The sequence below is a fragment of the Herbaspirillum sp. AP02 genome (genome assembly GCF_015767275.1).
GTDB lineage: Bacteria > Pseudomonadota > Gammaproteobacteria > Burkholderiales > Burkholderiaceae_D > Herbaspirillum.
The window spans coordinates 1,275,683-1,300,261 of sequence record NZ_JADWMY010000001.1; the positions used below are offsets into that span (position 1 = coordinate 1,275,683).

Sequence of the window (24,579 nt, forward strand, 5' to 3'; positions counted from 1 at the left end):
CCTTACAAAGAGGACCAAGCTCGTGACCCACTCCACCGTCTCGCCACAACGCCGCAAGCTTCTGCTCGGCGCCGCTTCGATGCTCGCCGCAGGGGCCGCCCCTGCCCTGCCAGCCCTGGCACAGGGAGCCCCCGTCACCATCGGCGTCGGCGCCGATCCCGTGTTCACAGCCTTCTTCGTGGCGGCCAACGAGAAGCTCTTCGCCAAGCACGGCGCCCCCAATGTCACGGTGCAGTCCTACACCGATGGCGGCGAGGCGCTCAACGCGCTGGTGGCCAACCAGGTCAACCTGGGCTGCGCCGGCGAACCCACGCACATCGTGCGCCTGTCGCGCGCCGAGTTGCGTCCGCTGGCGGTGACCTACCAGTCCAAGACCTACCTCAAGCTGGTGGCCCGCAAGGAAATCGCCTCGGCCGACAAGATCAGGAAGTTCGGCATCGTCGCCGGCTCGGTCTCGGAATACGTCACCGGCCTGACCATCAAGCAACTCAAGCTCGACGCCAGCAAGATCGAGATGGTACGCTCCGGCCCGCCGGAGCTCCCTGCCCTGCTGGCGCGCGGCGACATCGACGCCTACTTCGTCTGGGAACCGTGGCCCACACTGGGCGTGCAACAGGGCGGCCATGTGCTCATGACCTGTGGCGACGTCGGCTATACCAGCACGCTGTGGCTCTCGGCCACCGCCGGCTGGCTGGCCGCCAACAAGGAAGTGGCCGGCAATATTCTCAAGGCCCTGGCCGAAGCGGCCGAGATCACCCGCAAGGACCCACCACGCGCGGCGCAATCGGTGCAGGCCGTGACCCGCATCCCGGTGCCGCAGACGCTGAACTCGCTCAAGGACATGGAACCGGTGGTGCGCGACTTCACCGATACCGATCTCAAGACCGCCAACGCCATCGGCGACTTCCTGCTCTCCAAGCAGGCCATCAAGGCGCCGTTGGACATGAGCAAGGTACTGCAGCGCGGCTTCTACAAGGGGTAAGTCATGGCACATGGATCCTCTGTTTCCATCAAGCGGGTCGGCCTGACCATCGGCAACAATGAAATCATGGCCGGCATCGACCTCGATATCCGCGCCGGTGAATTCGTCTGTCTGCTGGGTCCGTCGGGCTGCGGCAAGTCCACGCTGCTCAATGCCATTGCCGGGTTCCAGGACGTGGCCGGCGAGATCAGTATCGATGGCAAGCGCGTCAAGGGACCGGGGCTGGATCGCGGCGTGGTGTTCCAGTCCTCGGAAGCGCTGTTTCCCTGGCTGAGCGTGCGCGAGAACGTCGAATACGGCCTCAAGCTGCGCAGCGTGCCGGCGGCCGAACGACGTTCGGCCGCCGAGCGCTACGTCTCGCTGGTGGGCCTGAAGCATGCCATCGACAAGTTTCCCGCCGAACTGTCGGGGGGCATGCGCCAGCGCGCCCAGATCGCCCGGGTGCTGGTCAACGAGCCTTCGGTGGTGCTGATGGATGAGCCCTTCGGCGCCCTCGATGCGCAGACCCGCGAAGTGCTGCAAAGCGAACTGGACCGCATCTGGAAGAGTACCGGCTGCACTATCGTCTTCGTCACCCACGACATCTGGGAAGCCATCCTCCTGGCCGACCGTGTGGTGACCATGACCGCCGGCCCGCGTGCCCATATCAAGACCATCGAAACCATCGACCTGCCGCATCCACGCGATCCGGCCGATCCGGCCTGCATGGCACTGTACGCCCGCATCCGCGACGATATCGGCGCCGAAGTGAACCGCGTACTGCGCGCCCAAGGATTGATCGAAGAGGAATTAGTGAAATGACGCAGCTCTCGCAGACAGCCACCCCGACGGCACAAGAGTCGGCCATGCCATCCAACCTGGGGCGTCGTATGAAAGCAGCCCGTCCTTTCCTGATTTCGGTGATTGCCATCGTCGGTGGTCTGGTCCTGTGGCAACTGGTCTCGATGACCACCTCGCCACTGTTCCTGCCCTCGGTCTCGATGACCTGGGCCGCCGCGCTGGAACTGATCAGCGACGGCACCCTGCAACAGTCGGTGCTGGCCTCCTCCGGCCGCATCCTGGCCGGCTGGGGCGCAGGCGTGGTGATCGGCGTGCCGCTGGGCATCTTCATGGGCCGCTTCGAAACGGTACGACAACTGCTCGATCCCTATATCGAGTTCTTCCGTTTCATCCCGCCGATCGCCTTCGTCACCCTGGCCGTGATCTGGCTTGGCCCGGGCGAATTGTCGAAAATCGCACTGATCTTCTATACCACCGTCTTCATCGTCACCCTGAACACCATTGCCGGGGTCCAGGCGGTGAACCCGCTGCGCCTGCGCGCCGCGGCCTCGCTGGGTGCCGGACAATGGAAGATCCTGACCACCGTGATCCTGCCCTCGACCGTACCCTTCATGGTCACCGGGGCCCGCATCGCCATGGGCAATTCCTTCCTGACCGTGGTCTCGGCGGAAATCGTCTCGGCCCGCGAAGGCCTGGGCGCGCTGATCTGGACGGCACGCAACTTCAGCCGTACCGAATGGGTGTTCGTGGGCATCATCGCCCTGGGCCTGCTGGGCTACCTGTTCGACCGCGTCCTGCGCGTGGCCACCCGCAAGCTGCTGGCGCGCTATCTGTAAGGCGCAAGCCGCCGCAAGTCCCGCCGACGATGCAGCGCTGCGCTCATCGTCGGCACCCACCGTACGTGTATGCGTGTACGGTGGCTTTTCCATAACAACCAGAGACCTCCCACCATGACCGACATCAGCCAGGAAATCCTGCAACTCAAACGCCGTCTCGACGTGCTCGAAGCCGAAGCCGACATCCGTCGCATCCAGGCACGCTACATGTTCCTGTGCGACACCCCCTGCCCCGAACCGGTGGCCGACGACGCCGAGCGCATCGAGAAGATCCTCGAACTCTACGCCGAGGATGCCATCTGGGAAGGCGTGGGCGCCTACTACGAAGGCCAGTTCGGCCAGGCCGTCGGCAAGGACGCCATCCGCAAGCACTTCCAGGCCTTCTGGGGCCAGAAGAAAGACCCCGAACTGCTCTTGAACGTGCACTACCTCACCTCGGAACAGATCCACGTCAACGCCGAATGCACCCATGCCGATGGCCAGTGGGTCCATTGCCAGCCCTGGATTTTCGGCGACGGTTCCTCGCTGCTGCGCTCCAGCCGGCTCAACAACCTGTTCAAGAAGGTCGATGGCGTCTGGAAGATCGCCCGCACCCGCACCGAGAATGTGTTCGTGGCGCCGCTGACCTCAGGCTGGGCCAACACTGTGCCGACCTATTCGGTACTGATGAAGGAATAATTTTTTATATCGTTTATTTTATTCCCTGAAAGACGCGCCTGATGCAGCCCGCCCTCTCTCCCATTCGCCGCCAGTTCATCGACACCAGCGCTGGCCCGCTTCACGTTGCCAGTGCAGGGGCGGGTTTTCCGGTGCTGTTGCTGCACCAGACTCCGCGTTCCTGGGATGAATTCAGGGAGGTGCTGCCGCTGCTGGGGCAGGGCTTTCATGCCATTGCCATCGATACCATCGGCTTCGGCGACTCCTGCAAGCTGCCGCTGGAACAACACAGCATTGAACGCTGGGTGCAACTGGCGCTGGAAGTGATGGATGGACTGGGATTGCAGAAGGCGGCCGTCGTGGGCCACCACACCGGCGCCGTCACCGCCATGGAAATGGCGGCTGCGGCACCGCAGCGGGTGGCGGCGCTGGTGCTGTCCTCCTGCCCTTTCAACGATGCAGCGCGCCGCACCGCGCACGCCGGCAAGCGCAGCATCGACGACGTGGACGTCCGCGCCGACGGCAGCCACCTGCAAGAACTGTGGCAGCGCCGGCAGCCCTTCTATCCCGAGGGCGATACCGACCTGCTCACGCGTTTCATCGGCGACGCCATCAAGGCTGGTGCCATGGCCTCGCACGGCCACATCGTGGTGCGCAATTACCACATGGAAGAGCGCATCGGCCACGTGCGCGCACCCACGCTGGTACTGCGCGCCGGCCGCGACCCGCATGCCGCACCCTATGCCGACCCTATCGCCGCTGCCATCGATGGCAGCCGCCTGCAGACGCTGGACGAAGGCATGGTCCCCATGCCGGACCAGATTCCCGCCCGCTTTGCGCAGGCGGTGATGGAATTCCTGCAACAGCATTGCTGAGCAGCGTGCTGCTCCATCCGCAGCTTAATCCCGCACAAACCCGTAATCGCGCTCGACCTTGCAGATGCGCGTGCGATAGGCCTGGTACCACTGCTCCCGCCCTAGGCGCTGGGCCATCAGGTGATCGAGATCGCGTTTCCAGGCGGCGATGGCCTCCAGGCTCTGCCAGTAGGAGACCGTGATGCCGACCTCTTCCCGCGCCGACTCCACGCCCAGGAAGCCCGGCTGACGCGATGCCGCCTCGACCATGGTCTCGGCCATGCGGCCATAGCCATGGTCGCCGGGCGTACGCAAGGAAGTGAAGATGACGGCGTAGTAGGGAACGTCGCCGGTGACTGCGATCGACATGAATCTCTCCTGAAGGGGGGATGGATCAACGGCGGGGAACGGGAGCGTCAACCGCCGGACCGCGCCATTGTGCCTGCATTATGGCGATGCCGCCGACCGCTCCCATGGAGATGTCCGGGCCGACTCAGCGGATCGCCAGCACCAACCGCCCTCGCGTCACCACGCCCTCTTCCAGCATCTGGTGTGCCCGGGCGATCTCCGCCATGGGCAGCACCGCACTGATGGCCGGACGCCACACGCCTTGCGCGGCCAGGTCCACCACCTGCTGCAGGACCTGCTGGTCTTCCTCGATCAGGGAGCGGGTGACGGTCACGCCGAACTCGCTGCCCCTGTCGCGGATGGGTGCCGCCACCAGCCACACCAGATGACCGCCACGCCGCAGCAGCGGGTAGGAACGATCATGGGTGGCGCCGCCGACCAGGTCGATCACCACATCCTGTTCAGGCACAGCAGAAAAGTCGTCACGGTCATAGGCAATCACCTGCCTGGCGCCCAGGCCAGCCACGTAATCGACGTTGCTGCTGCGACAGGTCGCCGTCACATCGGCGCCCAGATGCGCCGCCAACTGCACCATCAAGCTACCCACCGCACCGGAGCCGGCGTGGATCAGCACCCGCATGCCGGGCTGGATGCGTGCCGTGCGCAGCAGCGGAATCCAGGCACTCGCCCCCGGCTGCAACAAGGCCGCACCTTCCTGCATCGACAAACTGGCCGGCTTGCACACCACCTGCTGCTGCGGCAGCACGGCGCACTCCAGGGTGGTGCCACGCCCCAGCATGCCGGGCATGACGCAGACCTCGTCACCCACCTGCAAGCCCTGCACCTCGGCACCGATGGCCGTGATCACCCCGGCCCCGTCCCGACCGGGAACCTTGGGCAGGTTCAGCGGCAGCAGATGCTGCAGCAGGCCGGCACGCAGCTTGGTATCGACCGGCGCCACGCCGGCCGCCTGCATGGCCACCTGCACCTGGTCAGGCGCCAGGGGAAGTTCATCGAGATCGCTCGGTTCGAGCACGGACGGCGGTCCGTAACGGTGATAGACAATGGCGCGCACGGGCTGGCAGGGGCAGAAAAATGAACAGCCTGCAGTGTCGTTGCAGGCAGCTGCATGGTCAAATCCGCGCCGCTGATGGCCTGTATTTGCGGCAGTCATCCGCTGCCGTGGGCAGGGCTCAGCGAAGCATCACGGCGCGATCTCTTCGCGCCCGAACATTTCGATCAACAGGCTGCGCAGCCACTGGATACCCGAGTCGGCCGAGAAACGGGTGTGGGTATAGAGACTCACCGGAATGCGTGGCATCTCCAGCGGCAGGTCCAGCAGCACGAAGGCGCCGTCCAGATTGTGGCGCTCGGCGATGCTGCGTGGCAGGAACAGCGCCAGGTCGGTATGGCGCACGATCTCCGGTGCCACCGTGAAATGCGGCATGCGCAGCGCGAAGTCGCGCTTCACACCGGCATTGCGCAACACATCCTCGGCCAGCTGGTGGCCGGTGGTATTGGTGTTGGTATAGACGTAGCGCAGCTGCAGCAGGTTTTCCATGGTCAGGGCCTGCCCCACCATCGGATGTTCCTTGCGCAACATGCAGATGTAGTCGTCATTGAGCACCAGCTGGCTCTGGCAATCCTCCGGCAAGCCCGGCAGGTAACCAAAGGCCAGGTCGATGTCGCCGTTGCGCATGGCCGCGCCCAGGTTTTCCATGGCCATCTGCTGCACCTCGATGGAGACATGCGGTGCCGCATGGGCCAGCTCTTCCATCAGCAGCGGCAGCACGTGGCTACAGGACATGTCCGACATCACCAGATGGAAGCTGCGCGTGGCCGTGGCCGGATCAAAACTGGAATGGGTGTGCAGGGCCTCGTGGATGATGCCCAGGGCACGGGCAATCGGTTCGTGCAGGCGGATCGCCGTCTCGGTGGGCACCATGGAGGTGGTACTGCGCACGAACAGAGGATCGTCGAACATCTCGCGCAGGCGGCGCAGCGCATGGCTCACCGCCGGTTGCGTCAGGTGCAGGCGATCGGCGGCGGCGGTGAGGCTGCGCAGCTCCCAGATGACGATGAAAGTCTTGAGCAGGTTCAGGTCCACTGCACCGATATTCATTTGCTTCATGCCGAACATTCCAGACAATCATTTGACCCTTGATTTGCTCAGGGTCTATTGTTCATCCCAGGACGCAGGCTTTGCCAAGCGATGCGTTCTCCCTCTCACCTGCTGATCGACGTCCGCCCGACCCTTGCCGCAGATTGCGCAAAGGATAACGAAGCCTTGTGCCGGATGTCATCTCTTTTTTGGATGGACATACCATGAAGAAAGACTTTCGCGATGCCATGGCGCGCCTGTCGGCGGCCGTCAACATCATCACCACCGACGGCCCCGCCGGACGCGCGGCGATGACCGTGAGCGCGGTCAGCTCGGTCTCGGACGATCCGGCTACCGTGCTGGTGTGCATCAACGTCAAGAGTGCCGCGCACGCGACCCTGGTGGGCAACGGTCGCCTGTGCATCAACATCCTGGCCGCGCACCAGGAAGAACTGGCGCGCATGATCGCCGGTATGACCGGCGTGGCGCCCGAAGAACGGATGAGCCAGGTGCAGTGGATCACCGGCGACTACGGCCAGCCGGTCCTGCCCGATGCCCTGGCGGTGCTGGAGGGGGATATCGTGCTGCAGCAACAGGCCGGTACCCACAGCGTGCTGTTCGTGGAAGTGCGACACATCCGCCTGGCCTCGACCGCAGAAGATGGCCTGGCCTATTTCGGGCGCAGGTTCCACCGGATTGCAGCGGAGGTGGCGGAAGCGGCGCTGGCGGCGTGAACGGGAAATGAAAACGCCGTCCGACACAGGGGCGGACGGCGCTTATCGGAGCACTGGCACCGATACCATGCAGACATCGGCACCATGGCCTCAACGGGAATCAGGCAGCCAACTGCTGCAGATGCCGATTCACCGCCTCCAGCACGATGGCATCCACGCCCTCCCCTTGCGTCTTGTCGATATGCTCCAGGAAAGCCTTGCGCATGCGCGGTTCCCAGAAACGCTTGAGATGGCTGGCGAGGTCGGCCATGGCCTGGTCGCGGTCCGGCATGGTGGAAAAGAAACTGCCAATCTGGTTGGCCATCTTGACCAGGTGTTCGGTATTCATGAGTCTCCTCCTGCAATATTGTTCAATCGGTTCGCCCGGGCATGCAGCCCGGCGCGGACGGTTCAACGCAGACGATGCGGGCGCGCATACACCACGTGGCCCTGCTTGCGCACAAAGCCCAGCAGCGTGACATCGGTTTCCTCAGCCAGTCGGATGGCCAGTGCCGTCGGGGCCGAGACGGCGGCGATGAAGCCGATGCCGACCGTGGCCGCCTTCTGCACCATCTCGTAGCTGGCGCGGCTGGTGATGATGGCCGCACCCTGCGAGAAATCGGTCTTCTCTTCGGCCAGTGCGCCGATCAGCTTGTCCAGCGCATTGTGGCGGCCGACATCCTCCCGCACCAGCACGATACGACCCGCTGCATCCATCCATGCCGCCGCATGGGTGGCACCGGTGGCCTGCTGCAGTTGCTGGCCGGCCTGCATCTGCTCGAAGGCGGCATGCACCTGCGCCACCATAAAGCCGGCGCCACCCTGTACTGCCTGCGGATGGCGTACCGCCTGCTCCAGCGTCTCGGCGCCGCACAGACCGCAACCGGTACGGCCGGTCAGGTTGCGACGCTTTTCCTTCAACGCCACGAAGCGCTCCGTGGCGATGCGCATCTGTACCTGCACCCCTTCGCAACCGGGGACGATGTCGCATTCGTACATTTCGCCCGGGCTGGCAAGGATGCCTTCGGTGAGCGAAAAACCCAATGCGAAATCTTCCAGGTCGGCGGGCGTGGCCATCATCACCGCGTGCGAAATGCCGTTGTACTCCAGTGCGATGGGGACCTCTTCGGCCACCACGTCTTCCACCGTCTCACGCTGTCCATCCCGCCAGCGATCCACCTGGACGCGGGCAAAGGTGGCGTACTCGCCGGTGGTTTCATCGATACTGGGGCTGCTGGGGCTGCTGGGGTTGCTGCTGTTGCGTGTGTTCATGCTGTCCTGCGCGATTTGGGTTGGGCTCGTCTGCACATCTGAAACAATCATGGCAGCGCGAGCCCGCCATCGCTGCGCTGCTTACTTGGTCACCAGTGGTTCGGCCTGCGGGGCAGCCTGCCTGTCTCCCTTGAGCAAATCCAGCTGCTCGCGGTTGAAGCGCTCGTAGTGCTGCTGCCATTCCGACGGCTGCGATACCGGCAAGACCTGCACCGCCGTCACCTTGTACTCGGGGCAGTTGGTGGCCCAGTCGGAGTTGTCGGTGGTGATCACATTGGCGCCGGACTCCGGGAAGTGGAAGGTGGTGTAGACCACGCCCGGCTGCACGTTCTCGGTCACCGTGGCGCGCAACACCGTCTGGCCGGCCCGCGACTCCACGCCGACCCAGTCACCCTCGCGGATGCCGCGATCCTCGGCATCGTGCGGGTGGATTTCCAGCCGGTCTTCACTATGCCATTGCGAGTTCTCGGTGCGGCGCGTCTGCGCGCCCACGTTGTACTGCGACAGGATGCGACCGGTGGTCAGGATCAGCGGATAACGCTGGGTCACCTTCTCGTCGGTGGCGAAGTATTGCGTGTTGATGAACTTGCCCTTGCCACGGATGAAGCTGCCGACGTGCATGATGGGCGTGCCTTCCGGTGCCGCTTCGTTGCAGGGCCACTGGATGCTGCCCAGTTTTTCCAGCTTGTCGTAGCTCACGCCATGGAAGCTGGGGGTCAGGGCGGCGATCTCGTCCATGATTTCCGAGGGATGATTGTAAGGCATCGGGTAACCCAGCGCTTCGGCCAGGGCCACCGTGACTTCCCAGTCGGACTTGCCGGCCTTGGCCGGCATCACCTTGCGCACGCGCGAGATGCGGCGCTCGGCGTTGGTGAAGGTGCCATCCTTTTCCAGGAAGGAGGAACCGGGCAGGAACACGTGCGCGTACTTGGCCGTTTCGTTCAGGAACAGGTCCTGCACCACGATGCATTCCATCGCCTGCAGGGCGGCGGCGACGTGCTGGGTGTTGGGGTCGGACTGGACGATGTCCTCGCCTTCGCAGTACAGGCCCTTGAAGCTGCCATCCAGCGCCGCATCGAACATGTTGGGAATGCGCAGACCCGGTTCCGGGTTCAGCGTCACGCCCCAGGCCTGTTCGAACTGGCTGCGCACGGTGGAGTCCGAGATATGCCGATAACCCGGCAGCTCATGCGGGAAGGAGCCCATGTCGCAGGAACCCTGGACATTGTTCTGGCCACGCAGCGGGTTCACGCCCACGCCTTCACGGCCGACGTTGCCGGTACACATGGCCAGATTGGCGATGCCCATCACCGTGGTCGAACCCTGTGCATGCTCTGTCACACCCAGGCCGTAGTAGATCGCCGCATTGCCGCCGGTGGCATACAGCCGGGCCGCGCCACGCAGGGTCTCGGCCGGCACGCCGGTGATGGCGGCCATGGCTTCGGGGGAGTTGTCCTCGCGCAGCACGAACTCCTTCCAGTCCTGGTACGACTGCAGGTCGCAGCGTTCCTGGATGTAGCTCTCGTCCTGCAGTCCCTCGGACAGGATCACATGGGCCAGTGCGGTGATGATGGCGGTGTTGGTGCCGGGCCGCAGCTTCAAGTGATAGTCGGCCTGCACGTGCGGCGACTTGACCATCTCGGTGGTACGCGGGTCGATCACGATCAGCTTGGCGCCCTGGCGCACGCGACGCTTGATCTGCGAGGCGAACACCGGGTGGCCGGAGGCCGGGTTGGCGCCCATGATGAGGATGACGTCGGACTTCATCACCGATTCGAAGGTCTGGGTGCCGGCCGATTCGCCCAGGGTCTGCTTCAAGCCATAGCCGGTGGGCGAGTGGCACACGCGGGCGCAGGTGTCGACGTTGTTGTTGCCGAAGGCGGCGCGCACCAGCTTCTGGACCAGGTAGGTTTCTTCGTTGGTGCAGCGCGAGGAAGTAATGCCGCCGATGGAATCCTTGCCATGCTTGGCCTGGATACGGCGGAATTCGCTGGCCGCATAGGACAGCGCCTCTTCCCACGAGACTTCACGCCAGGGATCGTTGATGCTCTTGCGGATCATGGGGTTGAGGATGCGGTCCTTGTGGGTCGCATAGCCCCAGGCGAAGCGGCCCTTGACGCAGGAGTGGCCCTGGTTGGCCTTGCCGTCCTTGTAAGGCACCATGCGCACCACTTCATTGCCCTTCATCTCGGCCTTGAAGGAGCAACCCACGCCGCAGTAGGCGCAGGTGGTGACGGCGCTGTGCTCGGCCTGGCCCAGCATGATGACGGTCTTCTCGGTCAGGGTCGCGGTCGGGCAGGCTTCCACGCAGGCGCCGCAGGAGACGCATTCGGATTCCATGAAGCTTTCCATCTGCCCGGCCGAGACGCGCGATTCGAAGCCCCGACCGTTGATGGTCAGGGCAAAGGTGCCTTGCGTTTCCTCGCAGGCCCGCACGCAGCGGTTGCAGACGATGCACTTGGAGGCGTCATAGGTGAAGTAGGGATTGGATTCATCCTTCTTCAGCTTGAGGTGGTTCTCACCCTCGTAGCCGTAGCGCACTTCGCGCAGGCCGACCACGCCGGCCATGTCCTGCAGTTCGCAGTTGCCGTTGGTGGGACAGGTCAGGCAATCCAGCGGGTGGTCGGAGATATAGAGCTCCATCACGCCACGGCGGATCTCGGCCAGCTTGGGGGTCTGGGTCTGCACCTTCATGCCCGGTTCGCAGGGCGTGGTGCAGGAGGCCGGATAGCCCTTCATCTTGCGGCCATCCTTTTCGATTTCCACCAGGCACAGGCGGCAGGAACCGAAGGGTTCCAGGCTGTCGGTGGCGCACAGCTTGGGTACGTTGATGCCAGCATCCACTGAAGCGCGCATCACCGAGGTGCCGGCCGGGACCGTCACGGCCACGCCGTCGATCTCCAGCGTGACCATGTTTTCCGAGACACGCGCCGGCGTGCCGTAATCCGTTTCATTGAGCTGGTTCATGTTGCAACTCCTCTGCATTCGGTGATGGGATCAGGCTGCCTGTTCGCTGGGCGCGCCGAAGTCTTCCGGGAAATGGTTCAACGCCGACAGCACCGGGAACGGCGTCATGCCGCCCATGGCGCACAGGGAGCCATTGACCATGGTGTCGCACAGGCTCTTCAACAGATGGATCTGTTGTGGCCGCTCATCGTTGGCGATGATCTTGTCGATCACCTCTACGCCCCGGGTGGAGCCGATGCGGCAAGGCGTGCACTTGCCGCAGGATTCCACGGCACAGAACTGCATGGCGTAACGGGCCTGGCGGGCCATGTCCACGGTATCGTCGAAGGCCACCAGGCCGCCGTGACCGATCATGGCGCCGATGGCGGCAAAGGCCTCATAGTCGAGCGGGGTATCGAATTGCGACTGCGGCATGTAGGCGCCCAGCGGGCCGCCCATCTGCACTGCGCGGATAGCACGACCGCTGGCGCTGCCGCCACCGAAGTCGTCCAGCAACTGGCGCAGGGTGAGACCGAAGGCCTTTTCCACCAGCCCGCCCTGGCGGATGTTGCCGGCCAGCTGGAATGGCAAGGTGCCGTGCGAACGACCCACGCCAAAGTTCTTGTAGAAGTCCGCGCCCCGCGCCAGTATCACCGGCACCGAGGCCAGCGAGATCAGGTTGTTGATTACGGTGGGCTTGCCGAACAGGCCTTCGATGGCCGGCAGCGGCGGCTTGGCGCGCACCACGCCGCGCTTGCCTTCCAGGCTTTCGAGCATGGCGGTCTCTTCGCCGCAGATGTAGGCTCCCGCCCCCTTGCGCACTTCCAGGCGGAAGGACTTGCCCGAGCCCAGGATGTTTTCGCCAAGATAGCCACGCGCCGTGGCGATGGCGATGGCCTCGTTCATCGTGGCAATCGAATGCGGATATTCGGAGCGCACGTAGACATAACCCTCGGTCGCGCCCACGGCCAGCGCGGCGATGGTCATGCCCTCGATCAGGGTGAAGGGGTCGTCTTCCATGATCATGCGATCCGAGAAGGTGCCGGAATCGCCCTCGTCGGCATTGCAGACCACGTACTTCTGCGCGGCAGCTGCGCGCAGCACGGTCTGCCACTTGATGCCGGTGGGGAAAGCCGCACCACCGCGGCCGCGCAGGCCGGAGGCGATCATTTCCTCGACGATGGCCTCGGGCGTCTTGGCCAGGGCATTCTTCAGGCCGACATAACCTTCATGGGCCAGGTAATCGTCCAGCGAGAGCGGATCGATGATGCCGACGCGGGCGAAGGTCAGGCGCTCCTGGTTCTTCAAGAAGGGGATGTCCTCGGTCGGGCCCAGATGCAGCGCATGCTTTCCGCCCGCCAGCAGGCCGGCATCGAACAGGCCCGCCACATCCTCCGGCGCCACCGGTCCATAGGCCACACGACCGGCGGCGGTAGCCACCTCCACCAGCGGCTCCAGCCAGAACATGCCGCGCGAACCATTGCGCACCAGCCTGATGGACTGGCCGCGCTTGTCGGCCTCTGCGGCGATGGCAGCAGCCACCTCATTGGCGCCCAGGGCCAGCGCGGTGGAGTCGCGGGGGACGTAGATGGTGACGATATCGTTGGCGCTCATCATGCCTCCCGCTTGGCCTGGATCAGGCGCTTGAACTTGTCGGCATCGACGCGGGCGTGCAGCTCGTCATTGATGGTCAGGTTGGGGCCGATGGCGCACTGGCCCAGGCAATACACGGGTTCCAGCGTGAACTTGCCGTCGGCGCTGGTCTCATGGAAGCCGCAGCCCAGCACGTTCTGCGCATGTTCGGCCAGGGCTTCGCTGCCGCGTGCCTGGCAGGCCTCGGCACGGCAGACCTGCACCACGTGCTGGCCGGCCGGCTCCTGGTGGAAGAAGTGATAGAACGAGATCACCCCGTGTACTTCGGCGCGCGAGACATTGAGCTCGCCGGCGATCATGGGCACCGCATCGGCAGGGATGTAACCCACCTTTTCCTGGATGCCGTGCAGGATGGGGAGCATGGCACCGGCCATGTCCTTGCGATCGGCGATGATGCTGCGCACCGCCGCCACGTCGAAAACTTGTTGCCGCTTCATTGTTGCCTCCTGTGTTGCCTTGATGCGGACCTCGTCCTTCTCCCGGAGGATCTTCTCTGGACCGCGCAAATGACGAATGAAAGGGGTGGGACCGCGCCTACGGAGGGGCGGCCTGCTGGAAACAGATCAGGCGAAGGGAAGCGGCATGCAGCAGCGAAGCGCAGGCCCGGGGATGGGCGCGCAAGGTCGTGCTTGGTGGAACAGCTGGTCTCCGTTGTTGCATGTTCGCCCTGCCTTCGGGGTTGGTGTGAACACTGAGGATGCGGGCCTGCCCCTACCGGGTGGACGGACTGCGCTCCTGATTTTTTGATAGTCGCTGACACAAGCTGCCGCTGCTCACGTTGCAGGGCAGCTTGTGTCAGCGGCTTTCGCCGCTGGGGTCTCTCGTGCAGGCCGGGTGGAGCCGGCCTGCAGTCGAGTTTGAAACAGGGACTACGCGATCAGCGGAACAGCACGGCCGACTTCTGCAACACCAGGGTGATACCCCAGACCAGCGGAATACCGACGGCCGCCCAGGCCAGACCGATCACAGCGGGGTTGCCGCCGGAACCGATCTGCGACATGTCGCCGGAACCAGCGGTGGCAGCCGCATCGGCAGCCGACTTTTCGTGGGCCAGCTGCTTTTCGCGGGCCAGTTCTTCCGGCGTCATGAAATGCTTGGCCGCGACCGGACGGATCAGCAGGTTGCAGATCAGACCCAGTACCAGCATGCCGGCCAGGATGTACATGGTGGTGTTGTAGACCTGGCTCTTGGGCATGCCCAGGGAGAGCTGGTATTCACGCATGTAGTTCACCACCACCGGGCCCAGGATGCCGGCAGTCGCCCACGCGGTCAGCAGGCGGCCGTGGATGGCGCCCACCATCTGGGTGCCGAACAGGTCGGCCAGGTAAGCCGGCACGGTCGCGAAACCGCCGCCGTACATCGACAGGATGATGCAGACCGCACCCACGAACAGCGGGATGTTGCCGGCCTTGGCCGACCACGGCAGGCTCACGTACAGCACGAAGCCGAGCACGAAGAAGATGGCGTAGGTCATCTTGCGACCGAAGAAGTCCGAGCACGAAGCCCAGGCAAAACGGCCGCCGATGTTGAACAGCGAGATCAGACCGGTGAAGCCGGCAGCCAGCGCAGCAATCGCCGCCTTTTGCTCGATCGACAGGTCATTGAAACCGATGTCCACACCCAGCAGCTTGCCGCCGAACACTTCCTGCAGCATCGGCGAGGCGATACCGATGACGCCGATACCGGCCGACACGTTCAGGCAGAGCACCAGCCACACCAGCCAGAACTGGGGAATGCCCCAGACCTTGGAGACGTGCACGTGGTTCTGGGTGATCATCGTGGCCGAGGACTTGGCCACCGGCGGAGTCCAGCCGGCCGGCTTCCAGCCCGAAGGCGGCACGCGGTAACCGAAGGCACCCGCCATCATGAAGACGAAATAGATGATGGCCATGACCACGAAGGTTTCCCACACGCCCACGGAAGTGGGGGTGGCGAACTTCTTCATCAGGGCATCGGCCAGCGGAGTACCCACCAGCGCACCACCACCGAAGCCCATGATGGCCATGCCGGTGGCCATGCCGCGCCGGTCGGGGAACCACTTGATCAGCGTGGACACGGGCGAGATATAGCCCAGGCCCAGACCGACGCCGCCGATCACGCCCGAGCCCAGCCACATCAGCCAGATCTGGTGCGTCTTCACGCCCAGGGCCGAGATCAGCAGGCCGCCGCACCAGCAGATGGCAGCGACCACACCGGCCTTGCGGGGACCGGCGTGTTCCAGCCAGCCACCCCACAGCGCGGCGGAGATGCCCAGCAGGACGAAGAACATGGTGTACATCCAGCCCAGCATGGAGATCTTCCAGTCACAGGAGGACGAGAAGACCTGGGCGAAGAAACCGACATCAGCGCCGCAGGCGATGGGCGCGGTCACGCCCAGTGCCTTGGACAACGGCAGCCAGAACACGGAAAAACCGTAGGCCATGCCGATGCAAAGGTGGATTGCGAGAGCTGCTGGCGGTACCAGCCAGCGATTGAAGCCAGGCTTGGCGACTGTATGTTCCTTGTTCAGGAAATCGAAAGCCATTATTCCTCCGAATATTTTTGAGTGTGTGTGGTGGGTAAATCGAAGGAAGGACTGCATCGCAAAGCCGGTAGGGCCGGATCGTGAAACCGACCCATCTTTGCGGCGCTATCCTTCTCTTTTAATTTATTTATATATGTACAACGCCGCATATATTTTTTATCATTTATGCGGAGTGACGCGAAATTATCACCGATAAACTGCCGTTTCAATATGCTTTATTTTGCCTAAATGTTCAAAGTCCACATCAAACCGCACTGGGAAATCGCCTACGACAATCAGGTGGCACTGGACACGGCCAACCTGCTGCAACTGCTCACGGCGATCCAGCAAAGCGGCTCCATTGCGCGTGCCGCGCAATTGACGCGCTATTCCTATCGGCACGCCTGGGGCCTATTGCGCGATGCGGAAAAGATGTTTGGCAACGCACTGATAGAAAGCGGCCGTGGCCGTGGCACCACACTCACCGATTTCGCCAGCAAGCTGTTATGGGCCGACCGCCTGGTGACGGCGCGCCTGTCGCCGACCCTCGACAGCCTGGCCTCGGAGCTGGAAGTGGAACTGGGCAAGACGGTCGAAGGCCAGTCCGAGAAGGTGCGGCTCAATGCCAGCCACGGCTTTGCGGTCGCGGCGCTGCTGGGCAAGATCAACGAGGCACGCCTGCCGGTGGAAGTGCGCTACCGCCACAGCACCGACGCCGTGGCCGCACTGTCGCGCCAGGAGTGCGACCTGGCCGGCTTTCACGTCCCGCTGGGCGAATTCGAGAAACCGGCCATCGCCACCTATGCCAAGTGGCTCAACAAGCGCAGCGATTGCCTGATCCATCTGGCCATCCGCAACCAGGGGCTGTTCGTCGAACCGGACAACCCCAAGGGCCTGCGCGGGCTACCCGACCTCATTCGCAGCGACCTGCGCTTCGTCAACCGCGAAGCCGGCTCCGGCACGCGCATGCTGCTGGAGCTGATGCTGGCCGGCGCCGGCATCGCCCACAAGAAGATCAACGGCTTCGAGAACACCGAATTCACCCACTCGGCGGTGGCGGCCTTCATCGCCAGCGGCATGGCCGATGTCGGCTTCGGCGTGCAGACGGCGGCCCACCGCTTCGGCCTGGGCTTCATCCCGCTGGTGCGCGAGCGCTACTTCTTCGCGCTGCCGGCGGCGTCCCTGCAGGACCCACTGATCCGCGCCGTGATCGACATCCTGCAATCGGATAGCTTCCGCAAGGTGGTCAACAACCTGGCCGGCTACGACGCCACCGACATGGGCAAGATACAGACCATCAAGGAAGCCTTCGGCTAGGCTTCACTTTCACTTCTGGACGCTTGTAGCCCTGCGACGATCAGGCTACACTCCCGCCCCTGGCTCGTTGCCGTCCTGGCGACGGGCCATTTTCTTTTGGCCTGATCGCGTCATGAATTCCGCTGCTCCCACCTCTTCACCGGCCCTGCTGGCGCTGGCCACCATGGATCAACGTCTGCTGCGCCTGCTCGACGCCATCCTCGATGAAGTCCACCTGGCACGCGCCGCCGCCCGCGTGGGCTGGCCCTTGCCGGCTGCCGCCAATGCACTGGAACGCTGTCGCCAGCTGCTGCGCGATCCCCTGCTGGAAGATGGCGGCCAGCACATGCGCCTGACCAGCCTCGCGCAAACCCTGCGCGAGCCGCTACGCCAGACGCTGGGTGGCGATGACATCGCGTCTACACCGCACGAGCAGGACCTGGCCACGCTGGCGCGCCGAGTGCGCATCCTGATGCCGGACTATCCCGCCCAGGTGGTAGCCCAGCCGTTGTATCAGGAATTGAACGCCACCGCCCCTCTGCTGGACCTGGAATTCCAGACCTGGCAAGGTGACGCCGATGCTGCTGCCCGCCTGGAGCGCGGCGAGACCGACCTGGTGCTGGGTGCGACCACGCCGACCAATACCCTGCGCGGCCGCGAAGTGCTGCAGGAACGCTGCGTGGTGGTGATGCGGCGTGACCATCCGGCGGCGCAACAGCTGACCATGGCGCGCTGGCTGGACTATCCCCATCTGCAGATAGCCTGCCATGACACGCTCAATCGCCGCATCGACGATCAGCTCGCCACCCAGGGCCTGCGCCGCCGCATCGGCATGGTGATCCCCAACTTCCTGATGGCGCCGGCCCTGCTGCAGGGCTCGGAGTTGATCGCGGTGATGCCCATGTACTGCGTACCGGCCGCCACCGCTGCCCATCCGGTGGTACTGGCCTGCCTGCGCCCGCCCCTGCCACTGGAAGCGCCGCCGCTGCGCCTGCTGCATCATCGCCGCCATGCCGAGGACCAGGCCGTGGCCCACGTGGCGCAAGGGCTGGAGCGCATCGTGCGCCAGCGCTTCGATGCGCGTTGAGCTGCACTGAACCGGAGGTTCACGGCAGGCCGGTCCGCCGGACCGTCACACCGTCATCACCGGCGTCGTCAGATCCAGATGCTTTTGCAGGAAGCGCACGCACTCGCGCACCTTGGCCGAATTCTTCAGCTGCACGGGATAGACCGCGCACAGGTCGGCCTCCTGGAAATACTGCGGCAGCACTCGCACCAGCCGCCCGCGCTTGAGACTATCGGCCACGTCCCAGATCGACCGCAGGATGATGCCGTGCCCGTCCACCGCCCACTGGTGGATGATTTCGCCATGGTTGGACGCCAGCCCGCCCGAGACCTTGACCGTCTCCTGCCCCTTCGGACCCATCATGCGCCAGATGCCGAAGGACTGGTTGCGCTCGCGGATCACCAGGCACTGGTGCTGGCGCAGCGCCGCCAGGTCGGCCGGCGCACCATGCTTCTTCAGATAGGCCGGACTGGCGCACAGCACCCGCTGGCTAGGCAGGATGCGCTTGGAAAACAGATGTGGCTCATGCCCCGCGCCCACCCGGATATCCAGATCGATGCCTTCGTTGACCAGGTCGATCTGCCGGTCCACCAGTTCCAGCTGGATCTTCAGTTCCGGATGTTCGCTGGCAAAGCGCGACAGCAGGGGCGAGACCACCTTGCGCCCCAGCCCGAAGCTGGTACTGATCTTGAGCAGCCCGCGCGGCACCCGCTTGGCGCTGCTGACGGTTTCCATCATCTGCTCGACATCCTCGAGAATCTTGCGCGCCCACTCATGGACGTTGCCGCCATCCTCGGTCATGACCACGCTACGCGTGGTGCGATGGAACAGCCGCACCCCCAGCGCCTGTTCCAGCAGCGCAATGCGCTTGCTGATATAGGCCGGTGAAGCGCCGACCTCGCGCGCCGATTCGGCGAAGTTACTATGGCGCGCCACCACGCAGAACAGGCGCAGGTCTTCCAGCAGGGGAGAATTGTTCACGATCTGTAGCCATTGAAATCCACGATATGTGGATTATAGTCGGGTCAATATCCCCCGGAACAAGCAGGGCAAGTACGGCAGCCAAGTCGAGACGGCGCGCCTCGCCCAGTGCGCCAAACCACCCGCAAGCGCCCGAATTGTGGCAGTCTTGCGCTATCGCAACGAATTCTTGGAGTCACCGGCATGAGCATCATCGAGGAGCAGGAGGTCCCACCCGACCTTCCCCACATCCAGCGTATCGAGGTCAACCAGCTGCAGTGCCTGCGCGTGCAGACTGCGCGCGCCGAAGTACTGATCGCCGAACAGGGCGCCCAGGTCCTGCGTTACCAGGTCCACGGCCAGGAGCCCATCATCTGGATGAGCGAGGAAGCCGCCTTCGAAGCCGGCAACTCGGTGCGCGGCGGCATTCCCGTCTGCTGGCCCTGGTTCGGCGACCTGATGCGTAACCCACCGCAGGTGCAGGCCCTGCATGCCGGCGGCCGCCTGCCGGCGCACGGACTGGTACGCGGCATCCCCTGGCTGCTGATGGAAAACGCCATCGAAGGCGATACCGTGCGCCTGGTGCTGGCCATCCCTCCCACCACCGATTCACCGGCCCTGCGCCACCTGCCCCCGGGCCTGGAACTGCGCCTGGAAATCCTCCTCGACGACCGCCTGCATCTCAAGCTCACCACCCGTAACGGCAGCGAACAGCACATCGCCCTCACCCAGGCACTGCACAGCTACTTCGCCGTCAGCAGCATCCACGACGTCACCGTGGAAGGCCTGGAAGGCCAGCGCTACATCGAAACCCTGGAAGGCTGGGCCGAGCGCGAACAGAAGCGCCCGCTGGTGGTCAGCAGCGAAACCGACCGCATCTACCTCGACCTGCCGCCGCACCTGGCCATCCGCGACGAAGGCTGGAACCGCCGCATCCATATCGAAGCCAGCGGCTCGACCTCGGCCGTGGTGTGGAACCCCTGGGTCAGCAAGGCACGCCGCCTGTCGCAGTTCGCCGACGACGCCTGGCAGCGCATGCTCTGCATCGAGACCGCCAATGTGATGGACGACCTGGTGGAACTCGAACCGGGTGCCGAGCACAGCATGGGCGTGAGCCTGTGGGGCGAAGCACTGGGCGGCTGAACCGCTCTTAAGGCATCACCAAGGCACTGCCGCAGTCCGGGCAGTGCCTTTTTCATGGGCTGAGGTTTTGCGCATCATTCACGGATCGTGTTTTATAAAATCACCAGATCGTGGATGATCCCCCGCCCGAAGCGTTCTATGATGGACACCGTTTCCACCGCCCAGAACAGACCATAGGAGCACACAACATGAGCAAGACCCACAAGATCGCCGTCATCGCCGGTGACGGCATCGGCCAGGAAGTGATGCCCGAAGGCCTGCGCGCCGTCGAGGCCGCCAGCAAGAAGTTCGGCATCGACATCGCCTTCACCCATTTCGACTGGGCGCACTGCAACTACTACGCCCAGCACGGCCAGATGATGCCGGACGACTGGTTCGAGCAACTGAAGGGCTTCGACGCCATCTTCTTCGGCGCCGTCGGCTGGCCGGCCACGGTGCCCGACCACGTCTCGCTGTGGGGTTCGCTGCTCAAGTTCCGCCGCGACTTCGACCTCTACGTCAACCTGCGCCCGGTGCGCCTGATGCCTGGCGTGCCCTGCCCACTGGCCAACCGCAAACCGGGCGACATCGATTTCTACGTGGTCCGCGAAAACACCGAAGGCGAATATTCCTCCATCGGCGGCCGCATGTTCGAAGGCACCGAGCGCGAGACTGTGATCCAGGAATCGGTCTTCAGCCGCAAGGGCACCGACCGCATCCTCAAGTTCGCCTTCGACCTGGCGCAAAGCCGCCCCAAGAAGCACCTGACCTCGGCCACCAAGTCCAACGGCATTGCCATCACCATGCCCTACTGGGATGAGCGCGTCGAAGCCATGGGCGCCAAGTACCCCGACGTGCGCCGCGACAAGTACCACATCGACATCCTGACCGCGCACTTCGTCCTGAACCCGGACCGCTTCGACGTGGTGGTGGCCTCCAACCTGTTCGGCGACATCCTCTCCGACCTCGGCCCGGCCTGCGCCGGCACCATCGGCATCGCCCCCTCGGCCAACATCAACCCAACCCGTGAACTGCCCTCGCTGTTCGAACCGGTGCACGGCTCGGCCCCGGACATCTTCGGCAAGAACATCGCCAACCCGGTCGCCATGATCTGGTCCGGCGCCATGATGCTGGACTTCCTGGGCAACGGCGAAGGCAAGTATCGCCAGGCCCACGACGCCATGCTGGCGGCCATCGAGGAAGTGCTGGTCAATGGACCGACCACGCCGGACCTGGGCGGCAAGAGCAACACCACCGAAGTCGGCAAGGCGGTGGCTGCAGCGATCTGAGCGCCCCTGACCGCTCGTCACTGAAAGAGAAGATGGCTCGCCGCGTGCGGGCCATTTTCCTATGGCGGCCCCATGATGATTTGCAAAGGGCATGTTAGGATTGCCGCTCTTTCAATTTTCGTGATCGATGAGTTGGACATGGCTGCAAGCCTGCGCATGACGGGACACCGCGTACTGGCCGAACTGCTCTTCTGGAGCATCCCGCTGATACTGCTGCTGGAAGACGATGTCGCCATGCTGGCCATGATGCTGACCTGACGCGAAGCCCTGCGATATGGATAGACCGTCCCCTCACCGCCTGCGCGCTCCCCGCCCCGCCCTGCTGCTGGCGGCGCCGCTGGCCTTGCTCCTGGCCGCGACCTGCCTGCCCGCGCGCGCCGAATGGTCGCCACTGGGCGAGAACACCATCGGCAGCTTCTTCATCGACAAGAGCAGCATCGTCGTCACCCGCAGCGTGCGCCAGGCGCAGATCCTGCTGAACTGGAGCCGTCCGCAACTGTTGATGGGCCAGGGCAGCAAGACCTATTACCTGTCGGAGGTCTCGACTGCCTACTTCGATTGCACCAGCCGCCAGCTCGGCTTTGGCAGCCGCAAGATGTACGCGCAGGCTGACGGCCGTGGGCAGATGCTGCTGGCCCCGCAGCTGGCCTACTCGGACGTGAAGCTGCAGGACCCCATCCCGGGCTCGACCGGCGAGCGCGCCATCGAGGCGGTATGTGGAAAATAATTTTCATCGTTCTTTGATGAGGCCGCTTCAGGGGCTTGCCCCAGGAAGCGAAATCGGCAATAATCTCGGGCTTGCGTTGCCGGGATGGCGGAATAGGTAGACGCACGGGACTCAAAATCCCGCGCCGCAAGGCGTGCCGGTTCGATTCCGGCTCCCGGCACCAACCAATTATTCAAAGAAGTCCAACGATGTTCTAAAGCCCGCGTGTCTGCTGACACAGCGGGCTTTTTCTTGTCCGCGTCCGTCCAAGGACGTAGCATTACATCCACGGTTAATACCGTCATTTTTGACGGTATCTCCCTCCCCTCCAACTCCAGATACCGTCAAACACGCTATGTCCCTGACTGATACCTTCGTGAAGCAAGTAAAGGCCATTAAACCCAATGGCGACAAATACGCCGATGGCGGTGGCATGTATCTTCTCGTTAAGGCGACGGGGAAATACTGGCGCTTGGACTATCGGCACTTAAACAAACGTAAGACATTGGCTTTAGGAGTCTATCCTGAAGTCTCTCTAGCCAAAGCCAGAAAGCGTCGGGAAGAAGCTCGCGAACTGCTGGCAGATGGCATTGATCCCGCTCAAAGCAAGCGGGACGTGAAGCAGGCACAAATCATCGCAGCAGGAAACACATTTGAGATTGTCGCCCGCCAATGGCTTTCCAAGACGGCAGCAAATCGCGCTGCCACCACACAAGAGAAAATCACTAACTGGCTGGAAAGCAACGTGTTCCCGGTCATCGGTAAACAAGCCATTTCAACCATCGGGCCGCGTGACGTGCTCGCGGCCGTCCGTAGAATGGAAGCAAGGGGCGCCATCGACTCCGCGCATCGAGTGAAACAGATTTGCGGTCAAGTTTTCAGGTTTGCAGTGGCCGAGGGCGCAGCCGAACGCGACGTGACCACAGACCTGCGCGGTGCGTTGGCAGCCGTCCCCAAGGGCCACTTTGCAGCCATCACGGAACCCAAGCAGGTAGCGGAACTGCTGCGAGCCATCTACGGATATACCGGACACCCATACACCGTAGCGGCGCTCAAGCTGTCCCCAATGGTTTTCGTCAGACCGGGCGAGCTACGCGCTGCCGAGTGGTCAGAGTTTGACCTTGACGCTGCCGAATGGCGTATTCCTGCAACCAAGATGAAGATGGGGGTAGAGCATCTAGTTCCTCTCCCTACTCAAGCGGTAGAGGTGCTGCGAGGCCTCCATGCCCTTAGTGGTCATGGGCGTTACGTCTTCCCAAGTATCCGAACTGGCGAACGCTGCATGAGCGAGAACACGGTCAATGCAGCCTTGCGGGGCATGGGTTATGCTAAAGAGGTGATGACAGCCCACGGCTTCCGAGCAATGGCCCGCACCATTCTTGATGAAGTCCTCGGAGAACGTCCTGACCTCATTGAGCACCAATTAGCGCATGCGGTACGCGATCCCAACGGGCGCGCCTACAACCGCACGTCCCACTTACCGGAACGGAAGCGGATGATGCAGGCTTGGGCTGACTATCTGGATAAGTTGCGCAAAGGGGCTGAAGTGATACAACTACGAGAAGCGTAGTTGGTGAGAGCGATAGGGCTGTACGCAGTATTGCGTACAGCCCTAGCTACCTAAACCAGTCGAAGCGTAGGTGGCTGCTTTAAATCTGCTTCTGAAGCATCTTCAATAGATCCCACTCCTGAGACAACAGACAACCGAGTGAGATTGAACGTCAATGCATTGACTTCATCGATGCTGATGAACAGCTTTTTAGCTATCTCGCTTCGCCCTATTTTTTGGCTTTGCAGAAACTCGAGTACTTTACTAAACAATTGAGAGGTTTCGCGCTCCTCAATCGGATCAGGCTCCGTTGTACGATATCCATTCTTAGCGATCTCAATACACAGATTGCGATAAGACCACTCAGTTATTTGACGTAGCGAACTATAGCGATAAGCCATAGCTGCCAACGACACGCCCCAATAGCGCTTCAACTTAATCAAATACCGAATCGTAAAAGCAGGCGGCCGGTTAGCAATAACACTCTCCTTCGGCATCAGGAAAGCTGCAGCAAATTCGTTTGCCTCACGCTCCATCTCAGGACTATGACTCTCACCGTGAGACATGCTGTACACGTCACGAACCAAATGCCCCAGTTCATGTGCCGCATCAAAACGGCTCCGCTCTACAGATTTCATGGTATTCAGAAAGACAAATGGCTTGCTGTCATACCAAGTGCAAAAAGCATCTACCTCTCGAACCTCTTCCGCCAACGAAAAAACGCGAATACCTTTTGACTCCAGTAAGTGAACCATATTCGGTATAGGCGCGTTTCCAAGCCCCCACATACGCCGCAATGTAACCGCTGCTTCTTCAGGCTGTTGATTTGCTCGCAGAATTGACCCTCGCCATCTGACCCACTTTCCACTGCCTTCCGAAGGCAGCTACGCGGTCATACGACCCCTCATATCCCAGCTCTTTCAGGTCCAGGAACATCTGTTTCAGG

The 24,579-nt window shown here is 63.0% G+C and carries 23 protein-coding genes and 1 tRNA gene; 13 read left to right on the top strand and 11 right to left on the bottom strand.

Going from position 1 to position 24,579, the window contains the following annotated elements; genetic code table 11:
- The first annotated feature begins 22 nt into the window (after positions 1-22).
- From I5R65_RS05815 to I5R65_RS05835, 5 genes are all read left to right on the top strand, one after another.
- On the top strand, positions 23-982 hold the full coding sequence (locus I5R65_RS05815; protein WP_180667119.1) for an ABC transporter substrate-binding protein: 960 nt from the start codon (positions 23-25) through the stop codon (positions 980-982).
- Positions 983-985: 3 nt separating this feature from the next.
- The gene (locus I5R65_RS05820; RefSeq protein ID WP_180667117.1) at positions 986-1,783 is read left to right on the top strand and encodes an ABC transporter ATP-binding protein; all 798 of its coding nucleotides are present in this window, start codon (positions 986-988) and stop codon (positions 1,781-1,783) included.
- Positions 1,780-2,598: an ABC transporter permease gene (locus I5R65_RS05825; protein WP_006462387.1), complete on the top strand. Its 819-nt coding sequence runs from the start codon at positions 1,780-1,782 to the stop codon at positions 2,596-2,598. The genes I5R65_RS05820 and I5R65_RS05825 overlap by 4 nt, the downstream gene beginning before the upstream one ends.
- Before the next feature lie 114 nt (positions 2,599-2,712).
- Entirely contained in the window at positions 2,713-3,276 is a 564-nt protein-coding gene (locus tag I5R65_RS05830; RefSeq protein WP_180667115.1) for a nuclear transport factor 2 family protein, read from the top strand.
- A 41-nt stretch (positions 3,277-3,317) separates the two neighbouring features.
- A complete protein-coding gene (locus I5R65_RS05835; RefSeq protein WP_180667113.1) occupies positions 3,318-4,130 on the top strand; it encodes an alpha/beta fold hydrolase in 813 nt (270 codons plus the stop codon).
- 24 nt (positions 4,131-4,154) lie between these two features.
- On the opposite strand, the gene I5R65_RS05840 is transcribed toward I5R65_RS05835, so the two are convergent.
- The 3 genes from I5R65_RS05840 to I5R65_RS05850 all read right to left on the bottom strand — a co-directional run bounded on the left by I5R65_RS05840 (position 4,155) and on the right by I5R65_RS05850 (position 6,588).
- The gene (locus tag I5R65_RS05840) at positions 4,155-4,478 is read right to left on the bottom strand and encodes an antibiotic biosynthesis monooxygenase (protein WP_102661382.1); all 324 of its coding nucleotides are present in this window, start codon (positions 4,476-4,478) and stop codon (positions 4,155-4,157) included.
- A 124-nt stretch (positions 4,479-4,602) separates the two neighbouring features.
- Entirely contained in the window at positions 4,603-5,532 is a 930-nt protein-coding gene (locus I5R65_RS05845) for an NADP-dependent oxidoreductase (RefSeq protein WP_180667111.1), read from the bottom strand.
- A gap of 129 nt (positions 5,533-5,661) precedes the next feature.
- The gene (locus I5R65_RS05850; protein WP_180667109.1) at positions 5,662-6,588 is read right to left on the bottom strand and encodes a LysR family transcriptional regulator; all 927 of its coding nucleotides are present in this window, start codon (positions 6,586-6,588) and stop codon (positions 5,662-5,664) included.
- Positions 6,589-6,782: 194 nt separating this feature from the next.
- Between I5R65_RS05850 and I5R65_RS05855 the strand changes: the two genes are divergently transcribed.
- Positions 6,783-7,292 (top strand): flavin reductase, encoded by a 510-nt coding sequence (locus I5R65_RS05855; protein WP_180667107.1) that lies wholly within the window; start codon positions 6,783-6,785, stop codon positions 7,290-7,292.
- Between the two features lie 100 nt (positions 7,293-7,392).
- Here the strand turns inward: I5R65_RS05855 and I5R65_RS05860 are convergent, their stop codons facing one another.
- From I5R65_RS05860 to I5R65_RS05885, 6 genes are all read right to left on the bottom strand, one after another.
- The gene (locus tag I5R65_RS05860; protein WP_180667105.1) at positions 7,393-7,620 is read right to left on the bottom strand and encodes a formate dehydrogenase subunit delta; all 228 of its coding nucleotides are present in this window, start codon (positions 7,618-7,620) and stop codon (positions 7,393-7,395) included.
- Between the two features lie 62 nt (positions 7,621-7,682).
- Positions 7,683-8,543 carry a formate dehydrogenase accessory sulfurtransferase FdhD gene (fdhD, locus tag I5R65_RS05865; protein WP_180667103.1) on the bottom strand — a complete coding sequence of 287 codons (861 nt, stop codon included), beginning with the start codon at positions 8,541-8,543 and terminating at the stop codon, positions 7,683-7,685.
- An 81-nt stretch (positions 8,544-8,624) separates the two neighbouring features.
- A complete protein-coding gene (gene fdhF / locus I5R65_RS05870) occupies positions 8,625-11,510 on the bottom strand; it encodes a formate dehydrogenase subunit alpha (RefSeq protein ID WP_180667101.1) in 2,886 nt (961 codons plus the stop codon).
- Between the two features lie 30 nt (positions 11,511-11,540).
- On the bottom strand, positions 11,541-13,103 hold the full coding sequence (locus I5R65_RS05875) for an NADH-quinone oxidoreductase subunit NuoF (RefSeq protein WP_180667099.1): 1,563 nt from the start codon (positions 13,101-13,103) through the stop codon (positions 11,541-11,543).
- Positions 13,103-13,579: a formate dehydrogenase subunit gamma gene (locus tag I5R65_RS05880; RefSeq protein ID WP_180667097.1), complete on the bottom strand. Its 477-nt coding sequence runs from the start codon at positions 13,577-13,579 to the stop codon at positions 13,103-13,105. Before I5R65_RS05880 ends, I5R65_RS05875 begins: the two co-directional genes overlap by 1 nt.
- Before the next feature lie 440 nt (positions 13,580-14,019).
- Positions 14,020-15,666 carry an OFA family MFS transporter gene (locus I5R65_RS05885; RefSeq protein WP_180667094.1) on the bottom strand — a complete coding sequence of 549 codons (1,647 nt, stop codon included), beginning with the start codon at positions 15,664-15,666 and terminating at the stop codon, positions 14,020-14,022.
- A 228-nt stretch (positions 15,667-15,894) separates the two neighbouring features.
- Here I5R65_RS05885 and I5R65_RS05890 point away from each other — a divergent pair, with 228 nt between their 5' ends.
- Together I5R65_RS05890 and I5R65_RS05895 are read left to right on the top strand one after the other, a co-directional pair.
- Positions 15,895-16,962 carry a substrate-binding domain-containing protein gene (locus I5R65_RS05890; protein ID WP_180667092.1) on the top strand — a complete coding sequence of 356 codons (1,068 nt, stop codon included), beginning with the start codon at positions 15,895-15,897 and terminating at the stop codon, positions 16,960-16,962.
- Between the two features lie 112 nt (positions 16,963-17,074).
- Entirely contained in the window at positions 17,075-18,028 is a 954-nt protein-coding gene (locus tag I5R65_RS05895) for a LysR family transcriptional regulator (RefSeq protein ID WP_180667090.1), read from the top strand.
- A 45-nt stretch (positions 18,029-18,073) separates the two neighbouring features.
- Here the strand turns inward: I5R65_RS05895 and I5R65_RS05900 are convergent, their stop codons facing one another.
- Positions 18,074-18,988 carry a LysR family transcriptional regulator gene (locus I5R65_RS05900; protein WP_180667088.1) on the bottom strand — a complete coding sequence of 305 codons (915 nt, stop codon included), beginning with the start codon at positions 18,986-18,988 and terminating at the stop codon, positions 18,074-18,076.
- A 183-nt stretch (positions 18,989-19,171) separates the two neighbouring features.
- Between I5R65_RS05900 and I5R65_RS05905 the strand changes: the two genes are divergently transcribed.
- The 5 genes from I5R65_RS05905 to I5R65_RS05930 all read left to right on the top strand — a co-directional run bounded on the left by I5R65_RS05905 (position 19,172) and on the right by I5R65_RS05930 (position 23,654).
- Positions 19,172-20,110: a D-hexose-6-phosphate mutarotase gene (locus I5R65_RS05905; protein WP_180667086.1), complete on the top strand. Its 939-nt coding sequence runs from the start codon at positions 19,172-19,174 to the stop codon at positions 20,108-20,110.
- 188 nt (positions 20,111-20,298) lie between these two features.
- Positions 20,299-21,378 (top strand): tartrate dehydrogenase, encoded by a 1,080-nt coding sequence (locus I5R65_RS05910; protein WP_180667084.1) that lies wholly within the window; start codon positions 20,299-20,301, stop codon positions 21,376-21,378.
- 274 nt (positions 21,379-21,652) lie between these two features.
- Positions 21,653-22,105 carry a surface-adhesin E family protein gene (locus I5R65_RS05920; RefSeq protein ID WP_102661369.1) on the top strand — a complete coding sequence of 151 codons (453 nt, stop codon included), beginning with the start codon at positions 21,653-21,655 and terminating at the stop codon, positions 22,103-22,105.
- Positions 22,106-22,183: 78 nt separating this feature from the next.
- Positions 22,184-22,268: transfer RNA gene (locus I5R65_RS05925), tRNA-Leu, on the top strand.
- A gap of 171 nt (positions 22,269-22,439) precedes the next feature.
- Entirely contained in the window at positions 22,440-23,654 is a 1,215-nt protein-coding gene (locus tag I5R65_RS05930; RefSeq protein ID WP_180667082.1) for an integrase arm-type DNA-binding domain-containing protein, read from the top strand.
- Positions 23,655-23,704: 50 nt separating this feature from the next.
- Here the strand turns inward: I5R65_RS05930 and I5R65_RS05935 are convergent, their stop codons facing one another.
- On the bottom strand, positions 23,705-24,388 hold the full coding sequence (locus I5R65_RS05935; RefSeq protein WP_231395063.1) for an ImmA/IrrE family metallo-endopeptidase: 684 nt from the start codon (positions 24,386-24,388) through the stop codon (positions 23,705-23,707).
- Positions 24,389-24,579 lie beyond the last annotated feature (191 nt).

Coding starts and splice junctions, on each gene's coding strand:
- I5R65_RS05820 (WP_180667117.1), top strand. CDS start 986: ATGGCACATGGATCCTCTGTTTCCATCAAGCGGGTCGGCCTGACCATC.
- I5R65_RS05825 (WP_006462387.1), top strand. CDS start 1,780: ATGACGCAGCTCTCGCAGACAGCCACCCCGACGGCACAAGAGTCGGCC.
- I5R65_RS05830 (WP_180667115.1), top strand. CDS start 2,713: ATGACCGACATCAGCCAGGAAATCCTGCAACTCAAACGCCGTCTCGAC.
- I5R65_RS05835 (WP_180667113.1), top strand. CDS start 3,318: ATGCAGCCCGCCCTCTCTCCCATTCGCCGCCAGTTCATCGACACCAGC.
- I5R65_RS05840 (WP_102661382.1), bottom strand. CDS start 4,478: ATGTCGATCGCAGTCACCGGCGACGTTCCCTACTACGCCGTCATCTTC.
- I5R65_RS05850 (WP_180667109.1), bottom strand. CDS start 6,588: ATGAAGCAAATGAATATCGGTGCAGTGGACCTGAACCTGCTCAAGACT.
- I5R65_RS05855 (WP_180667107.1), top strand. CDS start 6,783: ATGAAGAAAGACTTTCGCGATGCCATGGCGCGCCTGTCGGCGGCCGTC.
- I5R65_RS05860 (WP_180667105.1), bottom strand. CDS start 7,620: ATGAATACCGAACACCTGGTCAAGATGGCCAACCAGATTGGCAGTTTC.
- fdhD (WP_180667103.1), bottom strand. CDS start 8,543: ATGAACACACGCAACAGCAGCAACCCCAGCAGCCCCAGCAGCCCCAGT.
- fdhF (WP_180667101.1), bottom strand. CDS start 11,510: ATGAACCAGCTCAATGAAACGGATTACGGCACGCCGGCGCGTGTCTCG.
- I5R65_RS05875 (WP_180667099.1), bottom strand. CDS start 13,103: ATGAGCGCCAACGATATCGTCACCATCTACGTCCCCCGCGACTCCACC.
- I5R65_RS05880 (WP_180667097.1), bottom strand. CDS start 13,579: ATGAAGCGGCAACAAGTTTTCGACGTGGCGGCGGTGCGCAGCATCATC.
- I5R65_RS05885 (WP_180667094.1), bottom strand. CDS start 15,666: ATGGCTTTCGATTTCCTGAACAAGGAACATACAGTCGCCAAGCCTGGC.
- I5R65_RS05890 (WP_180667092.1), top strand. CDS start 15,895: ATGTTCAAAGTCCACATCAAACCGCACTGGGAAATCGCCTACGACAAT.
- I5R65_RS05895 (WP_180667090.1), top strand. CDS start 17,075: ATGAATTCCGCTGCTCCCACCTCTTCACCGGCCCTGCTGGCGCTGGCC.
- I5R65_RS05905 (WP_180667086.1), top strand. CDS start 19,172: ATGAGCATCATCGAGGAGCAGGAGGTCCCACCCGACCTTCCCCACATC.
- I5R65_RS05910 (WP_180667084.1), top strand. CDS start 20,299: ATGAGCAAGACCCACAAGATCGCCGTCATCGCCGGTGACGGCATCGGC.
- I5R65_RS05920 (WP_102661369.1), top strand. CDS start 21,653: ATGGATAGACCGTCCCCTCACCGCCTGCGCGCTCCCCGCCCCGCCCTG.
- I5R65_RS05930 (WP_180667082.1), top strand. CDS start 22,440: ATGTCCCTGACTGATACCTTCGTGAAGCAAGTAAAGGCCATTAAACCC.
- I5R65_RS05935 (WP_231395063.1), bottom strand. CDS start 24,388: ATGGTTCACTTACTGGAGTCAAAAGGTATTCGCGTTTTTTCGTTGGCG.